We start from the raw sequence: 26,365 nt of genomic DNA, 5'->3' as shown, positions 1-26,365 counted from the left end.
GTGGCAAAACTCTGTCCATGAACTCCAATAAAGGGGAATGGACATGACAAAGTTGATCAGCCGGCTGGCAATCTTCGCGTTTCTCATGGCGATCTTCGCCATGTCCTTCGCCTCGCTCGTTGTTAATCCCAACCGCAGCTTTCAGCGGGTGAATGCGGGTGCTGCGCTTGCCTGCCAGCACGGCCCGGCACCCGCCGCCAATTGCCCCGTCGTGCTGTGAGGACAGGCCGATGACGACGAGCTTTTCCAACGGCCTGTTTTCCGCACTAAGACTGGTGTTGATGGCATCGATCTTTCTAGGCCCGGTGGCGGGACTTGCAGTTTACAAGTCAGATCCCCGCCCGGCATCCAAAGGCGCCGGTTTCGTGCTGCTTATGAGCCTGCAACGCGGCGCGCTCGGCTGAGATTTCACCGCCTGCCCTTTGCCGCAGCCATTTTTCCGTTTCTTTTCAGTTTCTTCGTATTTCTGTCGCTTGCCTGTCGAAATAGGCCTCCTATAATGGGCCATGACAATAGCAAAACGAACGATTCCGCCCTTCTCCTTCATCAGCCCCGAGCCTTTCGCGCCGCAGACATTCACGGACCCGAAAGAAGCTGTTGAGGCTTTGACCGCGCTTTACGAACGCAATACGGCGTTCCTTATCAACTCCTTCACCGAACTTGCCAAGGGTGCGCCGATTACCGGCCGCTACCGCTCCTGTTATCCGCAGGTCAGCCTGGAGACATCCACTTTCGGTCATGTCGATTCGCGCCTTTCCTATGGCCATGTCACCTCCCCAGGGGTCTATACGACGACGATCACCCGGCCGGAGCTTTTCCGCCACTACCTGAAAGAGCAGCTGGGGCTTCTGATCAAGAATCACGGCGTTCCGGTGACGGTTGCCGAATCGGCCACGCCCATTCCGCTGCATTTCGCCTTCGGTGAAGGCGCTTATGTCGAGGCGGCGGCGGCATCCTCGCTGTCCGACGTGCCGTTGCGCGATCTTTTCGACACGCCCGATCTCAACAACACCGACGATCTCATCGCCAATGGCGAATATGATCAGGTGCCCGGCGAACCCGCGCCGCTTGCGCCGTTCACCGCGCAGCGCATCGATTATTCGCTGGCCCGCCTCAGCCATTATACGGCAACGAGCGCCAGCCATTTCCAGAACTTCGTGCTGTTCACCAACTACCAGTTCTATATCGACGAATTCGCCGCATGGGCGCGGCAGTTGATGAAGAATGGTGGTGAAGGCTACACGGCCTTCGTGGAGCCGGGCAACATCATCACCCCCGCTGGCTCCGACAGGCCGGAAACGGATGCGGCGCTTGGCCGCCTGCCACAGATGCCAGCCTATCACTTGAAGAAAAAGGGCCATGCCGGCATTACGCTGGTCAATATCGGCGTCGGCCCTTCCAACGCCAAGACGATCACCGACCATATCGCCGTGCTGCGTCCGCATGCCTGGCTGATGGTTGGCCATTGCGCCGGGCTGCGCAACAGTCAGCGCCTTGGCGACTATGTGCTGGCACACGCCTATGTGCGTGAGGATCACGTTCTGGACGACGACCTGCCGGTCTGGGTGCCGATCCCGGCTCTGGCGGAAGTGCAGCTGGCGCTGGAAGGTGCGGTTGCGGAAGTCACCGGTTACGAGGGCTTCGAGCTGAAGCGCATCATGCGTACCGGCACCGTCGCCACGATCGACAACCGTAACTGGGAGCTTCGCGACCAGGCGGGGCCGGTCAAGCGCCTGTCGCAATCGCGCGCCATCGCACTCGACATGGAATCGGCCACCATCGCGGCCAACGGCTTCCGTTTCCGCGTGCCCTACGGCACCCTCCTCTGCGTCTCCGACAAGCCGCTGCACGGCGAATTGAAGCTGCCGGGCATGGCGACGGAGTTCTACCGCACGCAGGTTGCCCAGCATCTGCAGATCGGCATCCGCGCCGTGCAGAAACTCGCCGCCATGCCAACGGAAACGCTGCATTCGCGCAAGCTCAGAAGCTTCTACGAGACGGCGTTCCAGTAAAAACAGACATCGCTAAAAGCGCCTCGGTGTATTGTTTCGAAAATCGATACACCAAGGGTTTTCCCATGCGCACCAACATTGAACCCGATGATGATTTGATCGCCGAGGCGATGGAAAATTACCGGTCTCTCTACCGAAAAGGCGACAGTGGAAAAGGAGCTGCGGGATCTCGTGCGCATTCATCGTCAAATGCGTGCGCTGATACATTGGAGGGTATGGGCTGGGAAGGCGATCTAGATGAGATGCGGACAGGCTGGGACGCGATCATCGTCGCTACTTACTGTATCGAAAACGGATACGAACGACTGCACAACGACCGAGACTTTCAGCCCATGGCCGATCATCTCGGTCTGCGACTGGCCTGATCTTTCAAACCACCTTCACCGTTCCCTCGACACGCACCGGAAAATTCACTGACCGGGCGATGAAGCACTTGTCATGCGCATCGTGGTGCAATTCGTCCGCCCTTTCGGGATCACCCTTCGAGATGGTGATGACCGGTTTCAGCACCACCTCGCTGAATTGCCCGGCGCCGTCCTTTTCCATAACCAGCGTGCCTTCGGCATTGTCGACATAGTCTTCAACGATGATGCCATTGACGGAGCAGAAATGCAGGTACCATAGCTTGTGGCAGGCCGAGAGCGAGGCAACAAGCAGGTCTTCCGGGTTCCAGCGGGAGGCATCGCCGCGAAAGGCGGGGTCGGAAGAGCCGGCGATATCCGCTTTCCCTGCCGTGGAAATCGTGTAGTCGCGTTCATAATCGCGGTAGCCGGAAGTCCCTTTGCCACGATTGCCGGTCCACTTCACCTGAACGGCATAGTGATGTTCCTGTCCTGCCATGTCATTTCTCCCTTAGAGTTTTTTGTCGCATTTCCCGGACGTAAAGCAACTACGCGCTTTTATTGGAAATGCTCTGGTGTATCGCGCAGGTGATCGAGCCCCTTGCGCAGAGTCTCGATGATCTGGTCCACCTCCGAGCGGCTGATCGTCAGCGCCGGTGAGGCCAGCATGCGGTCGCCGGTGGCACGCATGACGAGGCCGTTTGCCAGGCAATGGTTGCGCACGGCGGTGCCGATGTCATCCGGCTTGGCAAAACGCCTGCGGGTCGCCTTGTCGGCTGCAAGCTGCAGGCCACCCATGAGGCCGACATTCACTGCCTCACCCACCAACTCGTGGTCGGTAAGGCTTTTCCAGCCTTGCGAAAAATAAGGGCCGATATCATCCCGCACCCGCTCCACCAGCCCCTCATCCTCGATGATACGAATATTTTCCAGAGCGGCGGCGGCGCAGACGGGGTGGCCGGAATAGGTGAAGCCATGGTTGAAATCACCGACCTCGGACAACATCACCTCCGCCACGCGGTCGGAAACGAGGACCCCGCCGATCGGCAGATAACCGGATGACAGGCCCTTGGCGACGGGCGCGAGGTCCGGCTCCACGCCGAAATGCTGGTAGCCGAACCAGGAACCAAGGCGGCCGAAACCGCAGATCACCTCGTCGGACACCAGCAGAATGTTGCGCGCCTTGCAGATGCGTGCGATTTCCGGCCAGTAGGTTTCCGGTGGCACAATGACCCCACCGGCGCCCTGAATGGGTTCCGCCACGAAAGCAGCGACATTCTCTTCACCGAGCTCGTCTATCTTCGCTTCCAGTTCGCGGGCCACCTTCAGGCCGAATGCCGCGGGTGAGAGATCGCCGCCTTCCGCATACCAATAGGGCTGGCCGATATGGGCGATACCCTCGATCGGCAGATTGCCCTGCTCGTGCATCCACTTCATGCCGCCGAGCGAAGCGCCGGCGACCGTAGAGCCGTGATAGCCGTTGCGCCGAGCGATCACCTTGGTCTTCGTCGGATGGCCGAGCGCCTTCCAGTAGACCCGCGCCATGCGGAACCAGGTGTCGGTAGCTTCCGAACCGGAATTGGTGAAGAACACATGGTTCATCTTCGGCCCGGCACGGGAAGCGATCTTCTGAGCCAGAAGTGTGGCTGTTGGTGTCGTAGTGCCGAAAAAGGCGTTGTAATAGGGCAGTTCGTTCATCTGGCGCTGCACGACATCGGCGATCTCGCGGCGTCCGTAACCGATATTGACGCACCATAGTCCGGCAAAGGCGTCGAGATACTTCTTGCCGGTGCTGTCATAGATGAAGACGCCTTCTGCACGCTCGATGATGCGGGTGCCGCTCGCGTTCAGCTTACCCATATCGGAAAAGGGGTGAAGGTGATGGGCGGCATCGATGGCGGCAAGGTTGGACACCGGCTTGGAGACTTCATTCATGACAGATCGCACTCCCGCAAAGACGACGGCGCCTTCCGGAGCCGCACCCAACCGAACATGGCCGGGCGGCTTCGATTTGGCAAGACTGGCGTTTTTTGGGGGATCGAGATGATGACTCGGCCTTGCCGCTTGTTTCTTCTCCCCGCCGGGGAGAAGAAATGCGCCGCTACCTTGAAGCAGGTTCGATTGCACCGTTACGGAGATGGTGCGCTACGTCAAGACCCCTCGCCCCACCAGCACCTTCAATTCGCCGGCATGGACTTCAAGTGCCACGTCGCGCTCCATCGGCAGCAATTCGCCATCGATGACGCAGCGCACGTCATGGCGCTTCTTGGGGAAATGAAGTTCCACATCCGTGACGGTCGTGGCCGTTACCGCAGCGTTTTCCTTGAGCTTGCCGCGCAGGATGTCGAAAGCGAGCCTCGCGACGCCCGAGGGGCGCAGGGGATCGGTTAGATAGAAGCCGAGATGGCCACCCGAGACATTATCCGCGACCAGAAGCGAGTTCTGCCCGAATTCATTGTTGGAGACGGAAATTGCTGACACCTTGCGGCGCTGCGTCTTGCCATTGACCGTATATTCCACCTCGAAGACCGGCGGATTGAGAATGACGCTGATGGCGGCGCGGACGCTTGCCTTGATCTTGCCAAGGCGGGAGGCGAAGGCGAGGTTGTTGCGATAACGCACCATGCGCGAATGCAGGCCTGCGGAAAACTGGTGGACGAAAAGACGGCCGTTGGCGCTGGCGATATCGACATTGGCGATCTCGCCATTCGCCAGTGTCTCCAGGACCTGGCGGATATCGAGCGGCAGCTTCAGCGAGCGGGCGAACAGGTTCATGGTGCCGGCCGGTACGATACCGAGCGCGATGCCGTGTTTCCAGGCGATACCGGCAGCGGCCGAAATCGTTCCATCACCACCGCCGGCGATAATGCCTTCGATATCAGGCTCATCGGCGGCGCGTTCCATCTCCTCGACGACTTCCTTGCCGGAGACCACGCGGCAGTCGATCGTGTGGCCGGCGCGTGAAAAGACCTCGCGGGCGTGGTCGCAATAGGCATCCATATCCGTGGTGCGGAAGGTGCCGCCGTCACGATTGAAAATTGCAATGAGCTTCATATTTCCAACCTGATTCTGTGAGGCAGCCGCGCGTAAATGCTTGGGCTTATATAGGGTTCCAAACACCATCGCGTGAAGATGCTCTTTTGCCGAGAATCGCTCTACCGCAATGCATCATTTCATGTTAGATATCACTTAAGGTCATTTTCATGACCGCGCATCTCCAGTCAGGGCAGGCCGTTCCCATACGGTCTTGCCCTTTTTTCTGTGGGGTCCTCCCCCTTTTCAGGTCGCAATGAGCCATTCGAATTTGTCGGAAGCCCGCCTCGAGGCGGAGAGTGAAACCGTTGTTGCGGCAAGGCCTGCAGTGGCACTGACGCCGTTTGCCGTCGCACTCATCGAACTGGCGCTTGCCGCCGGCGGTTTCGGCATCGGCACCGGCGAATTCGCCATCATGGGCCTGCTGCCTGACGTCGCAACGACCTATGGCGTCACGGTGCCCCAGGCAGGTTACGTCATCACGGCCTATGCGCTGGGTGTCGTCATAGGCGCGCCCATCATCGCGGTGCTGGCTGCGCGCATGACGCGGCGCACCCTGCTTCTCGGCCTCATGGGACTTTTCGCACTCGGCAATATCTTAAGCGCCGTCGCACCTGATTTCCTGAGCTTTACCGTGCTGCGCTTCATCACCGGCCTGCCGCACGGCGCCTATTTCGGCGTTGCGGCGCTGGTGGCCGCCTCCATGGCGCCAATCCACAAACGTGCCCGCGCCGTTGGCCGCGTCATGCTTGGCCTCACCATCGCCACGCTGCTTGGAACGCCGCTTGCCACTTTCTTCGGGCAGATGCTTTCCTGGCGCGCAGCCTTCATGCTGGTCGGCGGCATCGGGCTGTTGACCGTCGCCCTGCTGTGGCTGTTCCAGCCGCGCGACAAGGTAGAGGAAGGTGCCAGCGTTTGGCGTGAACTCGGGGCTTTCCGCCGCGTGCAGGTGTGGCTGACGCTTGCCATCGCATCAGTCGGTTTCGGCGGCATGTTCTCGGTTTTCAGCTATATCGCCAAGACCACCACCGATGTCGCGATGATGCCGGTTTCCACGGTGTCGATGGTGCTCGCCCTCTTCGGCATCGGCATGAATGTCGGCAATGTGGTCGGCTCGCGGCTGGCCGATATCTCGCTCAACGGCACGATCGGCGGCATGCTGGCCTTTAACGTGGTCGTCATGGCCGTGTTCGGCATGACGGCGCATGACCCGTTCATGCTGTGTCTCTGCGTCTTCCTGATCGGCTGCGGTTTTGCCGCCTGCCCCGCCGTGCAGACGCGGCTGATGGATGTGGCAGCGGATGCGCAGACGCTTGCGGCTGCCTCCAACCACTCCGCCTTCAACATCGCCAACGCGCTCGGCGCATGGCTTGGCGGCATGGTCATCGCCATGGGCTATGGATATGCCTCCACCGGTTATGTGGGCGCTGTTCTTTCGCTTCTCGGGCTTGGCGTTTTCCTTGTGTCCGTCACCGTCGAACGGCGCGCAAAAGCCGGCTGAAAGCCGGTTTTTCAGCGGCCGGAACACCCGCTCCTGCACCCGCAATAAACCTTACGGAAATTTCACGATCGGCTCGCTTGACTCTTTTTGGTTTCGGGCGCAACACGGCGTTACGCGCAGGCCGTGACCCGGCACAGCGCGGATTTTAACGGAGCATCATTTGATGTCTAGCGACAGTAGTAGTCGATTGCCTTTGCCGAAAGCGGCGAACGGGAACTGATCCGGCACCTGTCGGCTCACCACCGCGTTCGTCGTAATCGGCGAATCGACGGAAAGGTGAGCAATCATGAACTTCCACACCCTCTCCCAGAGAGCCAGCAAGGCCGCACGTCTTCTCCGCAGCGGAAATGCCGGTTCCACCACCATTGCAGAACGCGTCGAGCACCTCAACACACTCGATACGCATGAGGCAGTCGCCGCCCTGCTCGCCATGCCGCAGGCAAAGGCCGTCGCCATTCTCGACCGGCCGGAACTGCATGACGCAGCCGCCATCATTGCCGGCATTCCGCTTGACCAGGCCGCCCGCTTCGTCAACCTGATGTCTGACGACCGCGTTGCCGACGTCATGGCGGAAATGGACGAAGAGCCGCGCGCAAAGCTGTTTTCCCGGCTGGACCGCACGACCGCGCTCTCCATCAAACATCTGATGGGTTATCCGCCGCGCACCGCCGGCTCGATCATGACCACGGAATTCGTCAGCGTGCCGGATAGCTGGACGGTGGAACAGACCCTTTCGCACATCCGCGTCGTCGAGCGGTCGCGTGAAACGGTCTATGCCATCTATGTGCTGGCGCAGGACGGAACGCTGTCCACCGTCGTGACGCTGCGTCGCCTGCTGACCGGCGAGGCCGGTGCCTCCATTCTCTCCGTCGCATCGAAGGAAGGCATCGTCTGTGCCAGCCCCCTGATGTCGCAGGAGGATGTTGCCCGGCTCATCCGCAAGCACGACCTTCTGGCGCTTCCCGTCGTTGACGATCATTCGCACATTCTCGGCATCGTCACGGTCGACGACGTGATCGACACCATGATCGCCGACACCACGGAAGACGCCCACAAGTTCGGTGGTATGGAAGCACTCGGCAAGCCCTATATGGCAATGGGCTTTCCGGACATGATCCGCAAGCGCGCAGGCTGGCTGGCTGCCCTGTTCCTGGGTGAAATGCTGACGGCAAGCGCCATGCAGCATTTTGAAGGCGAGCTGGAAAAAGCCGTTGTGCTGACGCTGTTCATTCCGCTCATCATGTCATCAGGCGGCAACTCCGGTTCGCAGGCCACCTCGCTCATCATCCGGGCGCTGGCGCTCGGCGAACTGAAGCTTTCGGACTGGTGGCGGGTGCTGCTGCGGGAAATCCCGACGGGCCTGACACTCGGCTGCATTCTCGGCGCCATCGGCTTCCTGCGTCTGACCATCTGGCAGCAGGCAGGCTTTTATGATTATGGCGACCACTGGCTGCTGGTGGGCGCTACCGTTTTTGCCGCACTCGTTGGCATCGTCACCTTCGGCTCGCTGGCGGGCTCCATGCTGCCCTTCCTGCTGCAGCGTCTGCGGCTCGATCCAGCCAGCGCATCTGCGCCGTTCGTCGCCACGCTGGTGGATGTCAGTGGCCTCGTCATCTACTTCTCGGTGGCGCTGGTGATCCTCAGCGGCACGCTGCTCTGAAACACAAAAGGCCCGCTCGAAAGAGCGGGCCTTTTCATTTGCGGAGTTTTCGACAGGGCAAATGCCCCTCAACCGCCGGCGCTGATAACGCCCGTTCCGAGAAGTCCCAAAAGAATGACGCCGATGACCACCCGGTACCAGACGAAGGGCATGTAGCTCTTGGTGGAGACCAGCTTGAGGAAGACGACGATCACGGCGTAACCGACGACGAAGGCGATCAGGGTTGCAAGCCCCGTCTGGCCCCAGCCAACAGGGTTTTCCTCGCCAATGCTTTTGAACAGCTGGTAGAAACCGGAACCGAAGACGGCGGGAACGGCGAGCAGGAAGGAATACCGTGCGGCCGCCTCGCGCGTGTAGCCTAACAGCAGGCCGGCGCTGATGGTGCCGCCAGAGCGCGAAACGCCGGGGATGAGCGCCATGGCCTGCGCGAAACCGAACAGGATGCCATCACGCCAGATCAGCTGGTTCAGCTTGTAGCGCTTCTTGCCGATCCTGTCGGCGACACCAAGAATGATGCCGAAGACGATCAGCATCACGGCAGTGATATAGAGATTGCGCAGCGAATGCTCGATGGCATCCTTGAAGAACAGGCCGAGCAGCACGATCGGCACCGAGCCGACGATGATCAGCCAGCCAAGCCGCGCATCGGACTTGTCATAGGGTCCGAGGCGAAGGTTCTGCCGGAGCCAGGCGGCAGCGATCCGCATGATATCGGACCAGAAATAGACCAGCACCGCCGCTTCCGTGCCGATCTGCGTAATCGCCGTGAAGGCGGCTCCCGGATCCGCACCGGAGGGCAGAAACTCCCCGGCTATCCTCAGATGCGCGCTTGAAGAAACCGGAAGAAATTCCGTAAGTCCTTGCAAAAGGCCGAGAAATCCGGCCTCCAACCAACCGATGCTCATGTGATTTGATGTCCCTGCTGCGAATCGAATTCGCAGCATTATGCATCAAACCGGGCAAATCCGTGTTGCATCGCACCATGAAAAAGAAGTGCCGGAGGGCTTGGTTTTACCCGTTATTTTTCAGGCCGCCTTCTCCGCAGCCTCGGGATGAAGGGTGTATTTCGCACCGTTCTTGCACACAACATGGGCGTCGCCCCAGCTTTTCAGCGCCGAGATCACCGGCTTCATGGTTTCGCCAAGTGGCGTCAGCGCATAGTCCACGCGCGGCGGCACAACCGGGAAGACGGTGCGCGAAATCAGGCCCGCCTCTTCCAGTTCCCGCAGCTGCTTGGTGAGCATGCGCTGGGTGACGCTTGGGATGTGGCGGCGCAACTCGTTGAAGCGCAGGGTGCCCTCATTGATGAGGTGATAGAGGATCACGCCTTTCCATTTGCCGTCGAGAAAACTCAAGGCAGACTCCACCGGGCAACCGGGAAAATTGCCGGTAAGCTTGGCGCGCGGTCGCGACATCACAGTATCCTTTTTGTATGTATCATCACAAAATGTGCATTCTTGCGATCGATGTTCATATGTATCAAGTAAGAGGCACGCAAACAAGCAAAGGAGACTGTTCATGCGCGCCATCGGTTACAAGACGAGCCAGCCCATCACCGCAACGGATGCCCTTATCGACCTCGACCTGCCGCAGCCGGAGGCGACGGGGCATGATATTCTGGTGGAGGTGAAGGCCGTTTCGGTCAATCCTGTTGACACCAAGGTTCGCCGCAACCAGGCGCCGGAAAACGGTGCTGCCCGCGTGCTGGGCTTCGATGCGGCGGGCGTGGTGAAAGCCGTCGGCGACAAGGTATCGCTGTTCAAGCCCGGCGACGAGGTGTTTTACGCTGGCGTCATCAACCGCCCCGGCTCCAACAGCGAATTCCATCTGGTCGATGAGCGCATCGTTGGCGCCAAACCGAAATCGCTGAATTTCGAGGAAGCAGCGGCACTGCCGCTGACCGCGATCACGGCCTACGAGACGCTGTTCGACCGGCTGCGGGTGAAAGAGCCCGTTCCGGGTGCGGCAAATGCCGTTCTGGTGATCGGTGGCGCCGGCGGCGTCGGCTCGATTGCCATCCAGCTTCTGCGCGCACTGACCGATCTCACCGTCATTGCCACGGCTTCGCGGCCGGAAACGATGCAATGGGCCAAAGACCTCGGCGCGCATCATGTCGTCGATCACAGCAAGCCGATTGCCCCGCAGGTGGAGGCGCTTGGCCTTGGTGCACCGGGCTTCGTATTCTCGACCACCCATAGCGACATTCACGCCGCCGACAGCGTGGCGACCATTGCGCCGCAGGGCCGTTTCGCGCTGATCGACGATCCGGCCGGCGGTTTCGACGCCATGGCGTTCAAGCGCAAATGCGTTTCAATCCATTGGGAAATGATGTTCGCCCGCGCGGTTTTCCAGACGCCCGACATGATCGAACAGCACAAGCTGCTCAATCACGTTGCGGAACTGGTCGATGCCGGCAAGATCAAGACGACTTTGACCGAGGTTTTCGGCACCATCAACGCCGCAAATCTCATCAAGGCCCACGCCTTGATTGAAAGCAACACGGCCAAGGGCAAGATCGTGCTTTCGGGCTTTTGATCTACACGTCACACGAAATGGGAGGTGCGCGCCTGATAAAGCGCGCCCTTCCCGGTCAATCGTCTTCCGGATCTTCCGGGCATGGCCATGCGGCAGGCGTCGTCAGGCCGCTCGGCAGTTTCGTCTTGGCGTCGCCGCAGGCGATGTCGATCTGTTTCTGCTCAAGGCCGGTGGCCGCGGAAAGATCGACCCCCTCTATGCGGGTCAACAGCAGGAAAGCGTTGGCAAAATCCACCGCACCGCCGAGCTTTGCGCCCTGGAAGCTGGCACGCGACAGGTTGGTCAGCGAAAATTTCGAGCCGGACAGGCTGGCATCTTGAAACTCGGCACGCCCGAGTTCAGCCTTGGTAAAATCCGCGCCGTCCAGCTTGGCCTTGTTGAAATTGGTCCGCTGCATTTCCGCATTGATGAATTTTGCGCTGGTGGCGTCGGCGGCGGAAAAGTCGCTGCGGTAGGCTTCCACCTTCGTCAGGTTGGCGCCCTGCAGGTTCGCCTCTCCAAGAGCCGTCCGGATGAGTTTCGCCTTTTCAAGATTGGCGCCCTTCAGCGAGGAGCCGCGCAAATCCGTATAGGTGAAATCCGTGCCGTAAAGCATCGCCGAATCGAGGTTGCTACCGCCCAGCATCAGGAGGCGCTTGTTGCATTCGCGCCAGTCGATGCCGGCCATGGCGTCGGCGCGGCAGCTGGCGGCCATCAGAGGGCTGCCACTGAGCGAAACGGCAACCACCATACCTGCCGCCAGACTGGCGACGATCCTTGTATTCCGCACGATATTCAGCCTCTGAAAGCCGGACATTCCATCACTCCTGCCGCCGGGCGACGGCCCAAACGCAACATATGCACATTCAAGGCGTTACCGCATCCCTGGCCCACAATCCATGGACCATGCGAAGCGACAACACCCCAACATCCTATATGTAAGAAATCGAAGGGCAATCCACAAATACCAGGGGGGACGAGACTTTCGATGCCTCGCGCACGAGACATCATCCTCCCGCTCGTCGCGAGGATCCAACCACGTATCGAGAAATCAATCGGTTGCAGATGCCCGGGACTAGCCCGGGCAAGACGAAGGTTGCCGGCAGGCCGGCATCACCATCACATATTGGCGTAAACCGGCCCTTCGCCACCCTGTGGCGGCACCCAGTTGATGTTTTGGTTCGGATCCTTGATATCGCAGGTCTTGCAGTGCACGCAGTTCTGCGCGTTGATCACGTAGACCTCCTCGCCGTCCTTCTCCACCCACTCATAAACGCCGGCAGGACAATAACGTGTCGAGGGACCGGCATAGACGTCGTGTTCGGAACGCTTCTGCAAGTCCATATCCTTCACCTGAAGATGCACCGGCTGGTCTTCCTCATGGTTGGTGGAGGACAGGAACACCGATGACAGCCGGTCGAAGGTCAAAACGCCGTCCGGTTTCGGATAGGCGATCGGCTTGTGTTTGGAGGCCGGCTCAAGACTCTGCGCATCCGTCTTGCCGTGTTTCAGCGTGCCGAAAACGGAGAAACCGAACAGCTGGTTGGTCCACATGTCGAGACCGCCAAGGCCGACGCCAACAAGCGTGCCGAACTTCGACCAGAGCGGCTTGACGTTGCGCACACGCTTCAGGTCCTTGCCGATATCGCCGTCGCGCCATTCCGCCTCGATCTCGGCCACTTCATCATGGGCGCGACCGGCGGAAATAGCCGCGGCGATCTTTTCCGCCGCCAGCATGCCCGACAGCACCGCATTGTGGCTGCCCTTGATGCGCGGCACATTGACGAAACCGGCAGAACAGCCGATCAGCGCGCCGCCGGGGAAAGTCAGCTTCGGCACCGACTGGTAACCGCCCTCGGTAATCGCGCGCGCGCCATAGGAAATGCGCTTGCCGCCCTCGAAAGTGTCGCGGATGGCCGGATGCGTCTTGAAGCGCTGGAATTCCTCAAACGGATAAAGATAGGGGTTCTTGTAGTTGAGATGCACCACGAAGCCGACGGCAACGAGATTGTCTTCCAGATGATAGAGGAACGAGCCGCCGCCGGTCTTGAAACCGAGCGGCCAGCCGAAGGAGTGCTGCACGAGGCCCTGTTTGTGGTGTTCCGGCTTGACCTGCCAGAGTTCCTTGATGCCGATGCCGAATTTCTGCGGTTCACGATCTTTCGAAAGGTCAAACCTGGAAATCAGCTGCTTGGCGAGCGAACCGCGCACGCCTTCGCCGATCAGCACATATTTGCCATGCAGCTCCATGCCGCGCGTGAAGGCGGGGCCGGGTTCACCGTTCTTCTCGATGCCCATATCGCCGGTGGCGACACCGATCACCGCGCCCTCGTCATTATAAAGCACTTCTGTGGCGGCAAAGCCCGGATAGATCTCGACGCCGAGCGCTTCCGCCTTTTCCGCCAGCCAGCGACAGACCAGCCCAAGCGAGACGATGTAATTGCCGTGATTGTTCATGAGCGGCGGCATCATGAAGTTCGGCAGACGGATGGAGCCGGCCGGGCCTAAGAACATGAACTGGTCGTCCTTGACCTCGGTCTTGAAGGGATGCCCCTCTTCCTCACGCCAGCCGGGCAGAAGCCGGTCGATGCCGATGGGATCAACCACGGCACCTGAGAGAATATGCGCGCCGACTTCAGCGCCCTTTTCCAGAACGACGACCGAAAGCTCCGGCTCGACCTGCTTCAGACGGATCGCGGCGGCAAGGCCCGCAGGACCAGCACCGACGATCACAACGTCGAATTCCATCGCTTCGCGTTCCGGCAGTTCCATCGCTTCCGTCATCTTGTCCTCTCACCTCGCCGGTCCCATCCGGCTGTTGTTATATCCGCTTCCGGCATTCGCACCGTGTTGCCTGCACTGGCCGAAAAGCCCGTCTGCGACAACACATTCGCCCTAGCCTGTCTTCGCAAAGCACGACGCCTTTGTCGAGCTTCCATAGCGGCAAAACATGTCGCACGCCACTCAATTGTCAGACAACCTGATGATTGATTTATTACTTTTACGTACACGTAATTTAAAACTAGAAGCTAGGAGCGCAGCCGTCAAGAGTCACCGGCATTTGTACCACTATTGCGTTTAGCGCCGAAACTTAAACGTCACTCGGCTACCGTCATCAACTGCCGTGCTCCCGTGTCTGACTGCTTCTCCCGTGCAGCATTTGCGTCATCCAAGATTGTGACAGAGTATGTTCCTTTTGACTTTAGCAAACGGCGTTGCCATCATTAGTAGTGGCGGTAGAAGATGCCAAAAGGGTTGGGGGATTGAATGGCTGAATCCAAGCAAGATGAAGAAAAAGCTAGAGCAGAGGAGAAAACTGCCACGGCCAAGGCATCTGCCCCAAGAAAGATCCCAGGAAATCTTCCTTACCTTACAGCCTCGGGAACCCTGAAAAGGGCGCTTGAGCGAATTATTGATGCTTCTCGCCCAGACAAGTTCAATGCAGATTTCATGGAGAATGTCCTTAAGCTAAGCGGCGGTGCCGCGCGTGCGACAATCCCGATCATGAAGAAAATGGGCTTTCTGTCTAGCGACGCTGTGCCAACGGACCTCTATGCTAAATTCCGCACGGAAGGTGGCCGGCCTGCAGCGGCTTTGGCTGGATTGCGCAATGGCTTTCCCGAAATATTCAAGCGAAGTGAATATGCCCACACTGTCGATGACAACAAACTGCGGGATATTATCCTCGAAATAACCGGACTGAAAGCAAGTGATCCGGTTGCTCAGGCGATCAAATCTACCTTCAACGTTGTGAAGACATTCATTCCTGCCGGGGCTGATTTAAGCAATGGCGGTGAGGATACGAGTTTTCAGGACGAATTGGCTGGTACTACAGCAAATCAGCATGGTCAGGGTGAGGTTGCCCGCACCGTCGGCAGAGGCTCGAAGCCGGTCGGCCTCGTCTATAATATCAATATAGTGCTTCCAGAGACCTCAGATTTAAAGGTTCTAAATGCGATCTTTCGCAGCATCAAAGAGAACCTTCTGTGATGGATCAAGCTGATACGGTCGAGTTGTTTCTTCTTAAATGCGCCTCAATAAAGTTGGCAGTTGATGGAGTAAATCCCCGCCCAACCGTCAGTCACTCAGTCGCCAATGAAGATGCATCGGTGAAGGCATCCGTATCACAATTCTCGGCGGAGGTCCGTGATAACGCTTTGATGATGGCTGAGCATTACAAGCTGTTCTATATGTTAGAGAATGACATCCGTCGGCTAATCGATGACACGCTTACTGAAGACAATAAGGGGCCTGATTGGTGGGACAAATATGCTCCCGACAGTGCAAAGGTCGAATATAAGGGGAATCTGCAAAGGGAGCAGGAAGCGGGCTTTACCCCACGATCGGAAAATCCCTTAGACTATGTAACGTTCGGTCAACTGGGGGACATTATTCGCGCCAACTATGCCTTGTTTGGGGGTATACTGAGCAACCAGAAGGCTATGGGCAGGGTAATGTTTTCGCTCAATAATCTTCGCGGCCCGATCGCCCACTGCGGACTTCTGGCAGAGGATGAGGTTGATCGTCTCAAATTGACGGTGAAAGACTGGTTCCGTTTGCTTGAGGGTCCCAAGTAATGGTTAAGCAGGTATATAGTTCTGCCCTCAGGACTTTGGCGATATCCATCGTCGCTGTGAGCCACAGTGGATGTTCCATTTTCTAGAACGGTACTCTGGGCTAAAAGCCCTGAGCCGGAGCACGACGCTGTATCCCACGCTAGTATAGGCAGCTGCTGCTTCAAGCCGATTTAGCTATGATCACTCTCCCCAACATCAAACCGCCCACTCCTCATCCGTCGTAAACACAATCGTCAGCCACCGATCCGTCCCCTCGCCGCCGAGTGCATCGCCGATCTCGTCGCGGATCGCGTCCCATTCTTCGAGACGCCGGGGTGGCCAGTTTTTCGGGACGATGAAGAAGAGTTCGATCTGGCGGCCTCGGCCCACGCGGGCGACATAGGAATAGTGCGAGGCGAAGCCGAATTTTTCGACGGTTTCGGCCGCTACCCTGTCCACATGCTGCTTGAATTCAAACGGCGTCACCAGAAGGATGTCGGCGAGCGCCTGCTTCACATTGCCGAGCGGCATGGGAATGATGATGAGGCAGACCAGCGCCAGCACGGCGGGGTCGATATAGGGCGCGATCCACTGATGCGCGGTTCCCGTCAGCCCGTAGCCGATGGCGAAGGCGAGGAACAGGGCTGCGCTCAGGAGCGCGCTCATCAGCCAGCTTTTGGCGTCCAGCGCCACGAAGGCCGATTTCAGTCTGCGGTTCTGGAGTTTGACGAACCATGCCATGACGAGCGAAACGGCAAAGCTGACGAAGGTGACGATGATGGCGTAATCGAACTCGATAGATCTGCCGCCGTCCATCAGGCTGTCGATGGCGTTGATCAGGGCATAGATCGCAGCGCCCATCAAAAGCGTGCCATTGAGGCCGAGGACCATCGGCTCCAGATGCCAGAAGCCCATGGTGAAACGCTCTGCTAGCCGTCCACCGGGCCGTGGGGCGGCGGAAGCCGCGATCAGCCGCGCCACCAGTAGCGCCAGCACCGTCATGAATGCATCCGTCAGGGCATAAACGCCATCGAACACCACCGCGAAAGAACCGGAAAACAGGCCTGCGCCAATGCCGAACGCGGCCAGAAGAACCGTGATGGCAATTGAGAATTTCAGCAGAGATTGTTCGGTCATGACGCGTATTTAACCTTCAAAAGCGGGCGCCGCCTTCCTATAAACAGCACAGATGGAGCGGGATAGCGAAAACTGTGTAAGGTTTTCGCCTGCAGTCACGCTTCGATTCTTTGATCTGCTGCAAACAAGACAGGACAAAACCCATGGATCTCGGCATTTCCGGCAAACGCGCCCTCGTTCTCGCCTCCTCTCGCGGCCTTGGGCTGGGCATCGCCACGGCGCTGGCGAACGAAGGCGTGAATGTTCTTCTCGTTGGCAGAAGCAGCGAAAAGCTGGACGCGAACTGCAAGACGATCAACGCGCTGGGCAAGGGCAAGGCCGACTGGGTGCGGGGCGATCTTGGCGATGACAATTTCGTCGAGGCCATGGTGCAGGCCGTGAACGACAAGCTCGGCGGCATTGACATTCTCGTCAACAACACCGGTGGCCCGACGCCGGGTCTTGCACAAGAGATCACGACCGAGAAGCTGGAGAGCTTCTTCCAGTCGATGGTGCTGCGCGTCATCACGCTCACCAATGCGCTGCTGCCGCAGATGAAAGAACAGGGCTTTGGCCGCATCCTGACCGTTGCCTCCTCCGGCGTGTTCGAACCCATCCCCAATCTGGCGCTCTCCAACACGCTGCGTGGGGCGCTGGTGGGCTGGAGCAAGACATTGTCGAGCGAAGTGGCCGGTTTCGGCATCACCTCCAACCTTCTTCTGCCCGGCCGCATCCATACCGACCGCATCGACGAGCTGGATGGCGCCAATGCCAAGCGCCTGGGTAAAAGCATGGAGGAAATCCGCGAGGCGTCAGTCAAGAGCATTCCGGCAGGCAGGCTTGGCACGGTGGAAGAATTCGCAGCCGCCGGGGCTTTCCTATGCTCGGTTCCGGCAAGCTACATCACCGGCACAATGCTGCGGGTCGATGGCGGAGCAGCGAAATCCAACTGACACCGGTGAGACATCGGAGCGGTCAAGAGGCCGCTCCGTAGACTACGAAGCGGTTTCTGCCGGTATTCTTGGCTTCATAGAGTGCCGTGTCGGCGCGGCGCAGCACATCGCTCGCGCTCTCGCCGGGATCGGCAAAGGCAATGCCGGCCGAACAGCTGTAACGGAAATCCGGCACATCGCCCAGCGGCGATGCCTCGGTCAACGTCGCCAGCAGCTTCTGCATGGTGCTTTCCGCGCTCAGCATTCGCGAACCGCTGAGAACGAGCAGAAACTCCTCACCGCCGATCCGCCCCACCAGATCGTCCCGGCCGATCGCGGCGGAAAGCCGGGTGGCGAAATCCTTGAGGACGAGATCGCCGCAGGCATGCCCGAAACGGTCGTTCACCGCCTTGAAGTGGTCGATATCCATGATGATCACCGCAAGCGCCTGCGCCTTGTTGGGGCCAAGCATCTGGTTGAGGATATCCATGGCATAGCGGCGGTTGCCGAGGCCCGTGAGTTCGTCGCTCAGCGCCGATTTCAGCGCCCTGTCGCGCTCCTGCCGCAGATCGCGCAACTGGATGCCAAGCTCGGAAACATCGGTCACGACACACAACATCCAGCCGCCCGGCAGCGTCGTTTCCGTCGTCAGCATCCAGCGTCCATCGTTCAGGCTGGTTTCGATGGTGCGGTAAGGCAACTTGCCACGCCTTGTCCGCGCCGAGCGCAACCACAGTTCGAAATCGGTGGTTTCGACCGCCGTTCCTGTCGAGCTGCGATACCCGCCGCGCATCAGCTCCATCCAGCTCGGAAAACCGTCCGGAGCCATGCCCAGCGCCTCGCGGAAGGCCGCATTGGCAAAGCGCAACTCATCGCTGCCATCGAAAAGGGCATAACCCTGCTGCGATGACGCCATGAGGTTCATAAGCTGGGAATGGAAAATTTCCACGTCGCCGCGAATGAGGACCTCCGGCCCGGGCGGCACATCTTGGAGGGCGGAACATGCCTGCTTGCGGGACATCTGGACTTCCGGGTTACGACGCGACAGCTACAATTAAGAACGCTCCCTGAGGATATAGCCTTTATTTATACTTTGCGATTGCGAAAAAATATTTAATATGTATCGAAAAACTGTATTTATAACAGAAAATTACTTTATTCTAATGTTTTAATAAACCGAGAAGTGGCGCTTGCCATTCTGCCGGGCCTGTGCAATCAACCGCCCTCCTCTGACATCGGGATGCCAAATGCGTCCCTTATTCTCACGCCGGGCCGCCTTTTGGCCGGGCGAGCATTTCTATCGGCGACAAGGATATGGCGATGACGCAAAAGCGGGCACTGGGCCTCGATTTCGGCACGACCAACACGGTCATGGCTCTTTCCGACGGCGGCGGCGAAAGCCGCTCCATGCAGTTTACCAGCAGCGCGGGCACGGATGACAGCATGCGCACCGCGCTCTCCTTCATGAAGGATTCGGGCCTTGGTGCGGCTGCCCTGCACGTGGAAGCGGGCCACGCAGCCATCAGGCAATTCATCGACAATGCGGGCGATTGCCGCTTCCTGCAGTCGATCAAGACATTTGCGGCCTCGCCGCTCTTCCAGGGCACGTTGATCTTTGCCAAGCGCCAGAGCTTCGAGGATTTGATGGACGTGTTCCTGCGCAAGCTGAAAACCTATGCAGGCGCAGAGTGGCCAAGCGACGTCTCGACAGTCATCGCCGGTCGCCCCGTGCGTTTCGCCGGCAGCAATCCGGATGAGACGCTGGCGCTCTCCCGCTACAACGAAGCGCTGACGCGTGCCGGCTTTCCGGAAATCCACTATGTCTACGAGCCGGTGGCGGCCGCCTATTATTTCGCCCAGAGCCTGAAGAAGGACGCCAATGTGCTGGTGGCGGATTTCGGCGGCGGCACCACCGACTATTCGCTGATCCGCTTCGAGACCCATGCCGGCAAGCTTTCCGCCACCCCCATCGGCCATTCCGGCGTCGGTGTCGCCGGTGACCATTTCGACTTCCGCATGATCGACAATCTGGTTTCGCCGGAAATCGGCAAGGGCAGCAAGTTCAAGAGCTTCGACAAGGTGCTGGACGTGCCTTCCGGCTACTACGTGAATTTCGGTCGCTGGAACCAGCTGTCTATCTTCAAGACCTCTAAGGAATTCACCGATCTGAAATCGCTGGTGCGCTCGGCGCTGGAGCCGGACAAGCTCGAACTCTTCATCGATCTCGTGGAGCATGACGAGGGTTATCCGCTCTATCAGTCGATTTCCGCCACCAAGATGGCGCTGTCCTCGGCTGAAGAGGCGGAATTCAACTTCGCGCCGCTCGGCAAGGCCGGCCGCAAGATGGTCAAGCGCAGCGATTTCAACAACTGGATCGCCGACGACCTCGCAAAGATCGAGGGCGCGCTCGACGAGGTTCTGGAGAAGACGCAAGTCGCGCCTGAGGCAATCGACAAGGTGTTCCTCACCGGTGGCACCTCCTTCGTGCCGGCGGTGCGCGAGCTTTTCACCCGTCGTTTCGACGCGGACCGGATCGAAACCGGCGGCGAGCTGCTCTCGATTGCCCATGGTCTGGCCATGATCGGCGAAAGCGGTGACATTCAGCGCTGGACAGCGTGATTTACGGGTTCCCCGGGCGGGGAACATGGGATAATTTCACCCCATGATCGCCGCTCACGACCTCTCCCCGGCCGAACTCGCCGCGCTTCTGCATTTCCATGCGGATGCGGGCGTGGACTGGTTGCTGGAAGACGGACCTGTTGACCGTTTCGCTGAATTTGCCGCCTCCCGCCCTGCCCGACCGGCAGCGCGTCAGGAGAGTTCTGCGCCCGCACGCCAGATGGACGGCGGCACGGAGCGTCGTGCCGATGCTCCGCAGCGGCAGACGGCAGGTCGCAGCGCGCCGACGAGAGGCGCGCCGCCTGCTCCGGCACTTCAGCAGAATGTCGCCATGCCGGACGAACAGGCCGTGGCGGCTGCCCGTTTTGCGGCTGAGAGCGCAAGGTCGCTTTCCGAACTGAAAATCGCGCTTGAGGGTTTCAGCGGCTGCAACCTCAAGAACAGCGCCCGCAACACGGTATTCACCGAGGGCGACCCTGCTTGCACCGTCATGGTCATTGGCCCGATGCCGGATGCGGATGACGACCGCGAGGGCCAGCTTTTTGCCGGCAAGACCGGTCTGCTGCTCGACCGTATGCTGGCCGCTATCGGCCTTGACCGCGCACGCATCATGCTGGGCAATGTCGTGCCCTGGCGTCCACCGGGCAACCGCCCGCCGACTCAGGCCGAAATGGATATTTGCCGCCCCTTCATCGAGCGCCAGATCGCCCTTGCGGAGCCGAAACACCTGTTGCTTCTTGGCAACTTGACCGCACGTTTCTTTTTCGGCGGCACCGGAACGATCCATACGCTGCGCGGACAGTGGCGTGATGTCGCAGCCGGGCACCTGGTTTTACCTGCGCTGGCGAGCCTGCATCCGCAGGAACTTCTAAACGCACCTGCCAGCAAGTCATTGGCATGGCAGGATTTATTGGCGTTTCAGGCAAAAATCTCCGAAGGCTGATTGCCTGATTCTTACTCAGAGTAAACGAAGTATGAAAAAAGCCATGCGTATTACGCATAACAGCGGCGCGCTGAGCCGGCTTGCCGAATCCATGCTGCACTGCGATAAGCCAGCCTGTGTCTTGGGAGGAATTCGGTTTAAGGAACCAAGGCAATGACCACTCGCTTCCGTCCGGTACATTCCGGCTTTGAAACGCTCCGACTGGCGGGCCTCGGCCCTCGCTCCAGTCAGGGTTACCATCGTTTCGGCGCTGCCGCTAACGAACAGATGACCGCACGTGCTGCCATGCAGCAGGTTCGCGTCACACGTCCTGCAGCTGTCTTTGCGGATTTCCGCGAGCGCTGAGAGCACTCAGGCCGGTGTAAAACCGGTCCATATCTATGATTGCGCGCTGGCGTCTTTCTTCGGGAAGGCGCCTTTTGCATTTGCGGGACTAGGCGCCGACACGACAACGGCTCTGGCATCGACGATGCCGCATGTTTGCGACCTCCGCCAAATTTGGTGCGTCACCCCTGCGGCGTGGAGGCCTTGCGTGCCGCGCGTCTGGCCAGGCCCAGCTGGTGCTCGCGGAAAATGATGAAGATGCCGGCGAAAATCACGATTGCCGTGCCGATCAGCATGGTGAGCGTGGGAATGTCTCCGAACAGGATATAGGAGACCGCTATCCCGAAAACGATGGAGCTGTATTCGAAGGGCGCGATGGTTGAGACCTCCGCGTGGCGATAGCTCTCCGTCAGGAAGATTTGCGCGACGCCGCCGCAAATGCCGCTGGTGATCAACAGCACGGCCTGCTTGGTATCCAGAGCGCTCCAGCCGAAGGGCACGCTGACGAGCGACAGCAAGGTGGCCGTGAGCGAGAAATAGAGAACGATGGTCGGCGTCTTTTCCGTTTCCACCAGTTGCCGCACCTGGATCATTGCGAGACCGCCAAGTGCTGCCCCGCAGAGCACGGCAATCGCGCCCAGCCCCTCGCCCGCAGCAAAACCGCCTTCGCGCAACAGGGTCATCTTCGGCCACAGGATAACCAGCACGCCCATCATGCCAACGAAAACCGCGCTCCAGCGGTAGATGCGCACCTTCTCGCGCAGGATGAAGGCGGCGAACACGACGGCCAGCAGCGGTGAGGCATAACCGATGGCGATGAATTCAGGCAACGGCAGCAGCGTCAGCCCGTAAAACCCGCAAGCCATGGAGAGAATGCCGAGAAACCCGCGCTTGAAATGGCCGATGAGATTGTTGGTGTGCAGCGCGCTCGTCAGCGCATGCAGCCAGGCAAGATAAACGACGATGGGGATGATGGCGAAAGCGGAGCGGAAGAAAGTGATCTGACCGGCCGGCACATCAGGACCGGAGGCCTTGATACAAGTCTGCATCACCAGAAAAAAGCCAACCGAAATCAGCTTCAGGCTTATCCCCCGAAAGGGATTTGTCGGTTCGGCGTTCATCGGCAGTTACTCATATCGGCTGCGCAAACACGCCATCGGGAGATTGTTCATGCGGGGAGGACGACGCGGGGGAATTGGATTTGCACAAGGCTAGAGCATTCCCGAAGCGCTTTACAACAAAAAATGTTATTTACCCATGAATTCGGTTGATCTGGTGAGGCGCAGTATTGCTTTCCTGGCTTGTGGCCTCGTCGCCTCCATTGTTCAGGCCTTCAGCCCCGATGGCGACGTGAGAATCAGGCCAAAAGCGACACGCGCTAAAATTTGAAGAAAATAAAATACAATTTCAGCAATCGTTCAACATTTGCTGGCATGGTCCGCAGGTCCGGCAGCGATAGGATCGTCTGCAGGGCCGGCAAAGCCTTCCATGGCAGGACAGAACGTCCTCCCGATGCGCACATGATTGTGACGAATACTCTACCTATTTTACATCCGGGCCTTATGACGACATGATGCCCGGAGGACAACGACAAAGTTATTCAGGAACAGTCATGCGAACAGACACGGGCCAGATCGTTCACCTGGCAGATTACCGCCCCACCGATTTCGTTCTGGAGCGGGTGGATCTCACCTTCGAACTCGACCCCAAGAATACCAAGGTCGAAGCCCGTCTGATCTTTCATCGCCGAGAGGGCGTCGACGTGTCAGCGCCGCTCGTTCTCGATGGCGACGAGTTGACGCTTTCGGGCCTGCTGCTCGATCAGGTGGACATTCCCGCAAGCCAATATGACGCGACGCCTGATAGCCTGACGATCCGCGATCTGCCTGCGGAGACGCCCTTCGAGATCTGTGTCACCAATTATATCAACCCGCAGGTCAATACGCAGCTGATGGGGCTTTACCGCACCAACGGCGTTTATTGCACCCAGTGCGAGGCGGAAGGTTTCCGCCGCATCACCTATTTCCCGGACCGACCGGATGTTCTGGCACCCTATACGGTGACGATCATCGCCGCGAAGGAGGGCAATCCGCTGCTGTTGTCGAACGGCAATTTCCTCGGCGGCGGCAATTACGATGAAGGCCGCCACTTTGCAGCCTGGTTCGATCCGCACCCGAAACCCAGCTATCTCTTTGCGCTTGTCGCCGGCGATCTCGGCGTGGTGGAAGACACGTTCACCACCCTTTCCGGCCGCGAAGTGGCGCTGAAGATCTATGTCGAGCATGGCAAGGAGCCGCGCGCAGCCTATGCCATGGATGCACTGAAGCGCTCGATGAAATGGGATGAGGAACGCTTCGGCCGTGAATACGACCTCGACATCTTCATGATCGTCGCCGTGTCCGATTTCAACATGGGCGCGATGGAGAACAAGGGTCTCAACGTCTTCAACGACAAATTCGTGCTGGCCGACCCGGAGACCGCGTCCGATGCAGACTACGCCAATATCGAGCGCATCATCGCGCATGAATATTTCCACAACTGGACCGGCAACCGCATCACCTGCCGCGACTGGTTTCAGCTGTGCCTGAAAGAAGGCCTGACGGTCTATCGCGACCAGGAATTTTCCGCCGACATGCGCTCGCGCCCGGTCAAGCGCATCGCCGATGTGCGCCACCTGAAATCGGAGCAGTTTCCGGAGGATTCCGGTCCGCTGGCACACCCGCCGCGCCCCGATACCTATCGCGAAATCAACAACTTCTACACAACGACCGTCTATGAAAAAGGCGCCGAAGTCACCCGCATGATCGCCACGATCCTTGGGGAAGACGACTTCAAGAAAGGCATGGACCTTTATTTCGAGCGCCACGACGGCGAAGCAGCGACTGTTGAGGATTTCGTCAAGAGTTTTGCCGATGCCAGCGGCCGCGACCTGTCGCAGTTTTCGCTGTGGTACACCGAGGCTGGCACGCCGCTCGTCTCCGTTTCCTCCGCCTACGATGCCGCCAAGGCGACCTTCAGGCTGACGCTGGAACAGACCGTCGCACCAACGCCCGGCCAACCGGTGAAGCAACCGCGTCATATTCCGCTGTCGCTGGCGCTGATTCTCGATAACGGCCAGATCGCCGAGCCGCAGGCTGTCACGGGCGGCGAATACCGCGACGGCGTGCTGCATCTGACCGAACGCAACCAGACATTCTCCTTCTCCGGCATTTCATCGCGCCCAGTGCTGTCGCTCAACCGCAGCTTCTCGGCGCCGATCAACCTGCATTTCGAACAGAGTGCTGCCGATCTGGTGCAGGTAGCCCGGCACGAGACGGATATGTTTGCCCGTTTCCAGGCGCTTACCGATCTCGCTTTGCCGGCGCTGATTGCCGCTACCAAAGCCGTGCAGAACGGCGAGGAGGTGCGCTCGGACGCCGACCTCATCGCAACGCTGATCGAAATCGTCGGCGATGCTTCGCTTGAACCCGCTTTTCGGGCACAGGCGCTGGCGCTGCCGAGCGAAACGGACATCGCTCGCGAACTGGGCGGCAATACCGACCCGGACGCCATCCACAAGGCACGCAACGCGACGATCAAGGCCATTGCCACGGCCGGTATTGAAACGCTCCGCGGGCTCGCCGACAGCGACGGCAACGGTGAAGCCTATAGCCCCGATGCCGACAGCGCCGGACGGCGTTCGCTTCGCAACGGCGCGTTGAGCTTCCTTGCTTTTGCCGAGGGAACGCCTGACAGGGCGGCAAAGGCCTATGCCGGCGCCACCAACATGACCGATCTTGCCCATGCGCTTGGTGTACTGACCCAGCGTTTTCCCGACAGCACGGAGACAAGGGAAGCGCTTGCCGCCTTCGAAGCCCGCTTTGCCGACAACGCGCTGGTTCTAGACAAATGGTTCTCGCTGCAGGCCGCCATTCCCGGCGACGGCGCGCTGGAACGTATCAAGGCGCTGATGACGTCGAAACACTTCATCGCCTCCAATCCCAACCGGGTGCGGTCGCTGGTGGGCACGCTCGCCTTCTCCAACCCGACCGGTTTCCACCGCGCCGACGGTGCTGCCTACCGGTTCCTCGCCGAGCAGATCATAGCCATCGACAAGCGTAATCCGCAGCTTGCCGCGCGCATTCTCACCTCCATGCGCTCCTGGCGGTCGCTGGAAGCAAGCCGCGCCGAACACGCCAAGGCAGCGCTTTCGACGATCGCCGAAGCAAAAGGTCTTTCGACGGATGTCAGCGATATCGTCGGGCGTATTCTGAAAGGATAATACCCGGCGAACATTCGCCAACTGCCCTATTCCGGACAATGCCTGTGCGCCGTCTTGATTTCCGTCAAGGCGGCGCAACGCATTGCGCGACACAATCGTCAGCGACAGGCCCGGGAGCGGCCGCAAACGGAAAGGGACTTCAGATGACGGATATTTCCAACACCAGCAATTCGTTCCAGCGTTTCATCACCGAGGCCCCGGCCCATCAGGCTGTCTGGCTTCAGGCCGTGCAGGGGCTGGGTGCAGCGTCCACGCTGGATGCCAAGACGCAATGCCTGGTCTATATCGGCATTCTCGCCGCACTGCGGCTGGAAGGCGGTGTGGCATTTCATGTGCTGGAAGCCAAAGCGCATGGCGCAAGCCGTGACGATATCATCAGCGCGGTGCTGACCGGGCTTCCTGCCGCCGGAAACGGCGTTCTCGGCGCACTTGGACCTGCTCTCGAAGCTTTCGACAAGGCTTGAGAACCACCGGCCGTAACACACCGGAACGTCCCAGACCGGCCATCCGGGTGTCGGTTTTTCCAATGCCTGGCGCCGCTGTGCAGACCGTA

The 26,365-nt window shown here is 59.3% G+C and carries 25 protein-coding genes; 15 read left to right on the top strand and 10 right to left on the bottom strand.

Annotated elements, in window-relative coordinates; all coding sequences use genetic code 11:
* The first annotated feature begins 37 nt into the window (after nt 1-37).
* The 4 genes from CRP02_RS27550 to CRP02_RS16040 all read left to right on the top strand — a co-directional run bounded on the left by CRP02_RS27550 (nt 38) and on the right by CRP02_RS16040 (nt 2,377).
* Nucleotides 38-220, top strand: a complete 183-nt coding sequence (locus tag CRP02_RS27550) for a hypothetical protein (RefSeq protein WP_179784042.1) — start codon at nt 38-40, stop codon at nt 218-220.
* Between the two features lie 10 nt (nt 221-230).
* Nucleotides 231-404: a hypothetical protein gene (locus CRP02_RS27545; protein ID WP_179784041.1), complete on the top strand. Its 174-nt coding sequence runs from the start codon at nt 231-233 to the stop codon at nt 402-404.
* 102 nt (nt 405-506) lie between these two features.
* Entirely contained in the window at nt 507-2,012 is a 1,506-nt protein-coding gene (gene amn / locus CRP02_RS16045) for an AMP nucleosidase (RefSeq protein WP_097171708.1), read from the top strand.
* A 65-nt stretch (nt 2,013-2,077) separates the two neighbouring features.
* Nucleotides 2,078-2,377 (top strand): hypothetical protein, encoded by a 300-nt coding sequence (locus CRP02_RS16040; protein WP_414896235.1) that lies wholly within the window; start codon nt 2,078-2,080, stop codon nt 2,375-2,377.
* Nucleotides 2,378-2,381: 4 nt separating this feature from the next.
* On the opposite strand, the gene CRP02_RS16035 is transcribed toward CRP02_RS16040, so the two are convergent.
* The 3 genes from CRP02_RS16035 to CRP02_RS16025 form a co-directional block, all read right to left on the bottom strand.
* Nucleotides 2,382-2,852, bottom strand: coding sequence for an OsmC family protein (locus CRP02_RS16035; RefSeq protein ID WP_097171707.1), 471 nt, complete (start codon nt 2,850-2,852; stop codon nt 2,382-2,384).
* A gap of 59 nt (nt 2,853-2,911) precedes the next feature.
* Entirely contained in the window at nt 2,912-4,288 is a 1,377-nt protein-coding gene (locus CRP02_RS16030; RefSeq protein ID WP_097171706.1) for an aspartate aminotransferase family protein, read from the bottom strand.
* A 210-nt stretch (nt 4,289-4,498) separates the two neighbouring features.
* On the bottom strand, nt 4,499-5,407 hold the full coding sequence (locus tag CRP02_RS16025; RefSeq protein WP_097171705.1) for a diacylglycerol/lipid kinase family protein: 909 nt from the start codon (nt 5,405-5,407) through the stop codon (nt 4,499-4,501).
* 235 nt (nt 5,408-5,642) lie between these two features.
* Here CRP02_RS16025 and CRP02_RS16020 point away from each other — a divergent pair, with 235 nt between their 5' ends.
* Nucleotides 5,643-6,887 carry an MFS transporter gene (locus CRP02_RS16020; RefSeq protein ID WP_097102028.1) on the top strand — a complete coding sequence of 415 codons (1,245 nt, stop codon included), beginning with the start codon at nt 5,643-5,645 and terminating at the stop codon, nt 6,885-6,887.
* 286 nt (nt 6,888-7,173) lie between these two features.
* Nucleotides 7,174-8,547, top strand: a complete 1,374-nt coding sequence (gene mgtE / locus CRP02_RS16015) for a magnesium transporter (RefSeq protein ID WP_097171704.1) — start codon at nt 7,174-7,176, stop codon at nt 8,545-8,547.
* Nucleotides 8,548-8,615: 68 nt separating this feature from the next.
* Here the strand turns inward: mgtE and CRP02_RS16010 are convergent, their stop codons facing one another.
* Together CRP02_RS16010 and CRP02_RS16005 are read right to left on the bottom strand one after the other, a co-directional pair.
* Nucleotides 8,616-9,452, bottom strand: a complete 837-nt coding sequence (locus CRP02_RS16010; RefSeq protein WP_003512187.1) for an undecaprenyl-diphosphate phosphatase — start codon at nt 9,450-9,452, stop codon at nt 8,616-8,618.
* 120 nt (nt 9,453-9,572) lie between these two features.
* Nucleotides 9,573-9,962, bottom strand: coding sequence for a winged helix-turn-helix transcriptional regulator (locus tag CRP02_RS16005; RefSeq protein ID WP_003512185.1), 390 nt, complete (start codon nt 9,960-9,962; stop codon nt 9,573-9,575).
* Nucleotides 9,963-10,065: 103 nt separating this feature from the next.
* Here CRP02_RS16005 and CRP02_RS16000 point away from each other — a divergent pair, with 103 nt between their 5' ends.
* Nucleotides 10,066-11,082 carry a zinc-binding alcohol dehydrogenase family protein gene (locus CRP02_RS16000; protein WP_097171703.1) on the top strand — a complete coding sequence of 339 codons (1,017 nt, stop codon included), beginning with the start codon at nt 10,066-10,068 and terminating at the stop codon, nt 11,080-11,082.
* Nucleotides 11,083-11,137: 55 nt separating this feature from the next.
* On the opposite strand, the gene CRP02_RS15995 is transcribed toward CRP02_RS16000, so the two are convergent.
* Nucleotides 11,138-11,878, bottom strand: a complete 741-nt coding sequence (locus CRP02_RS15995; RefSeq protein WP_097171702.1) for a pentapeptide repeat-containing protein — start codon at nt 11,876-11,878, stop codon at nt 11,138-11,140.
* Nucleotides 11,879-12,180: 302 nt separating this feature from the next.
* Entirely contained in the window at nt 12,181-13,845 is a 1,665-nt protein-coding gene (locus tag CRP02_RS15990; protein ID WP_097171701.1) for an electron transfer flavoprotein-ubiquinone oxidoreductase, read from the bottom strand.
* 483 nt (nt 13,846-14,328) lie between these two features.
* Between CRP02_RS15990 and CRP02_RS15985 the strand changes: the two genes are divergently transcribed.
* A complete protein-coding gene (locus tag CRP02_RS15985; RefSeq protein WP_097171700.1) occupies nt 14,329-15,051 on the top strand; it encodes a DUF5343 domain-containing protein in 723 nt (240 codons plus the stop codon).
* The gene (locus CRP02_RS15980; protein WP_097171699.1) at nt 15,051-15,638 is read left to right on the top strand and encodes a Swt1 family HEPN domain-containing protein; all 588 of its coding nucleotides are present in this window, start codon (nt 15,051-15,053) and stop codon (nt 15,636-15,638) included. Before CRP02_RS15985 ends, CRP02_RS15980 begins: the two co-directional genes overlap by 1 nt.
* Before the next feature lie 195 nt (nt 15,639-15,833).
* On the opposite strand, the gene CRP02_RS15975 is transcribed toward CRP02_RS15980, so the two are convergent.
* Nucleotides 15,834-16,754 carry a cation diffusion facilitator family transporter gene (locus CRP02_RS15975; RefSeq protein ID WP_097171698.1) on the bottom strand — a complete coding sequence of 307 codons (921 nt, stop codon included), beginning with the start codon at nt 16,752-16,754 and terminating at the stop codon, nt 15,834-15,836.
* 143 nt (nt 16,755-16,897) lie between these two features.
* On the opposite strand from CRP02_RS15975, the gene CRP02_RS15970 reads away from it, so the two are divergent.
* Nucleotides 16,898-17,686 carry an SDR family oxidoreductase gene (locus tag CRP02_RS15970; RefSeq protein WP_013635763.1) on the top strand — a complete coding sequence of 263 codons (789 nt, stop codon included), beginning with the start codon at nt 16,898-16,900 and terminating at the stop codon, nt 17,684-17,686.
* A 22-nt stretch (nt 17,687-17,708) separates the two neighbouring features.
* Here CRP02_RS15970 and CRP02_RS15965 read toward each other — a convergent pair whose 3' ends face one another.
* The gene (locus CRP02_RS15965; RefSeq protein ID WP_179784040.1) at nt 17,709-18,686 is read right to left on the bottom strand and encodes a sensor domain-containing diguanylate cyclase; all 978 of its coding nucleotides are present in this window, start codon (nt 18,684-18,686) and stop codon (nt 17,709-17,711) included.
* A gap of 299 nt (nt 18,687-18,985) precedes the next feature.
* On the opposite strand from CRP02_RS15965, the gene CRP02_RS15960 reads away from it, so the two are divergent.
* The 3 genes from CRP02_RS15960 to CRP02_RS15945 all read left to right on the top strand — a co-directional run bounded on the left by CRP02_RS15960 (nt 18,986) and on the right by CRP02_RS15945 (nt 21,572).
* The gene (locus tag CRP02_RS15960; RefSeq protein WP_003512167.1) at nt 18,986-20,284 is read left to right on the top strand and encodes an Hsp70 family protein; all 1,299 of its coding nucleotides are present in this window, start codon (nt 18,986-18,988) and stop codon (nt 20,282-20,284) included.
* Nucleotides 20,285-20,327: 43 nt separating this feature from the next.
* Nucleotides 20,328-21,227 (top strand): uracil-DNA glycosylase, encoded by a 900-nt coding sequence (locus CRP02_RS15955; protein WP_097171697.1) that lies wholly within the window; start codon nt 20,328-20,330, stop codon nt 21,225-21,227.
* A gap of 153 nt (nt 21,228-21,380) precedes the next feature.
* Nucleotides 21,381-21,572: a hypothetical protein gene (locus CRP02_RS15945; RefSeq protein ID WP_003497027.1), complete on the top strand. Its 192-nt coding sequence runs from the start codon at nt 21,381-21,383 to the stop codon at nt 21,570-21,572.
* Between the two features lie 161 nt (nt 21,573-21,733).
* Here CRP02_RS15945 and CRP02_RS15940 read toward each other — a convergent pair whose 3' ends face one another.
* Nucleotides 21,734-22,672 (bottom strand): DMT family transporter, encoded by a 939-nt coding sequence (locus CRP02_RS15940; RefSeq protein ID WP_003512165.1) that lies wholly within the window; start codon nt 22,670-22,672, stop codon nt 21,734-21,736.
* A gap of 491 nt (nt 22,673-23,163) precedes the next feature.
* Between CRP02_RS15940 and pepN the strand changes: the two genes are divergently transcribed.
* Both pepN and CRP02_RS15930 read left to right on the top strand, forming a co-directional pair.
* Nucleotides 23,164-25,812: an aminopeptidase N gene (pepN, locus tag CRP02_RS15935; RefSeq protein ID WP_097171696.1), complete on the top strand. Its 2,649-nt coding sequence runs from the start codon at nt 23,164-23,166 to the stop codon at nt 25,810-25,812.
* A 143-nt stretch (nt 25,813-25,955) separates the two neighbouring features.
* Nucleotides 25,956-26,276 carry a carboxymuconolactone decarboxylase family protein gene (locus CRP02_RS15930; RefSeq protein ID WP_003512161.1) on the top strand — a complete coding sequence of 107 codons (321 nt, stop codon included), beginning with the start codon at nt 25,956-25,958 and terminating at the stop codon, nt 26,274-26,276.
* The last annotated feature ends 89 nt before the right edge of the window (nt 26,277-26,365 follow it).

The sequence above is a fragment of the Rhizobium sp. AN5 genome (genome assembly GCF_900215255.1).
GTDB classification, from domain to species: domain Bacteria; phylum Pseudomonadota; class Alphaproteobacteria; order Rhizobiales; family Rhizobiaceae; genus Agrobacterium; species Agrobacterium tumefaciens.
This window is presented reverse-complemented; position numbering and strand designations above follow the sequence as displayed.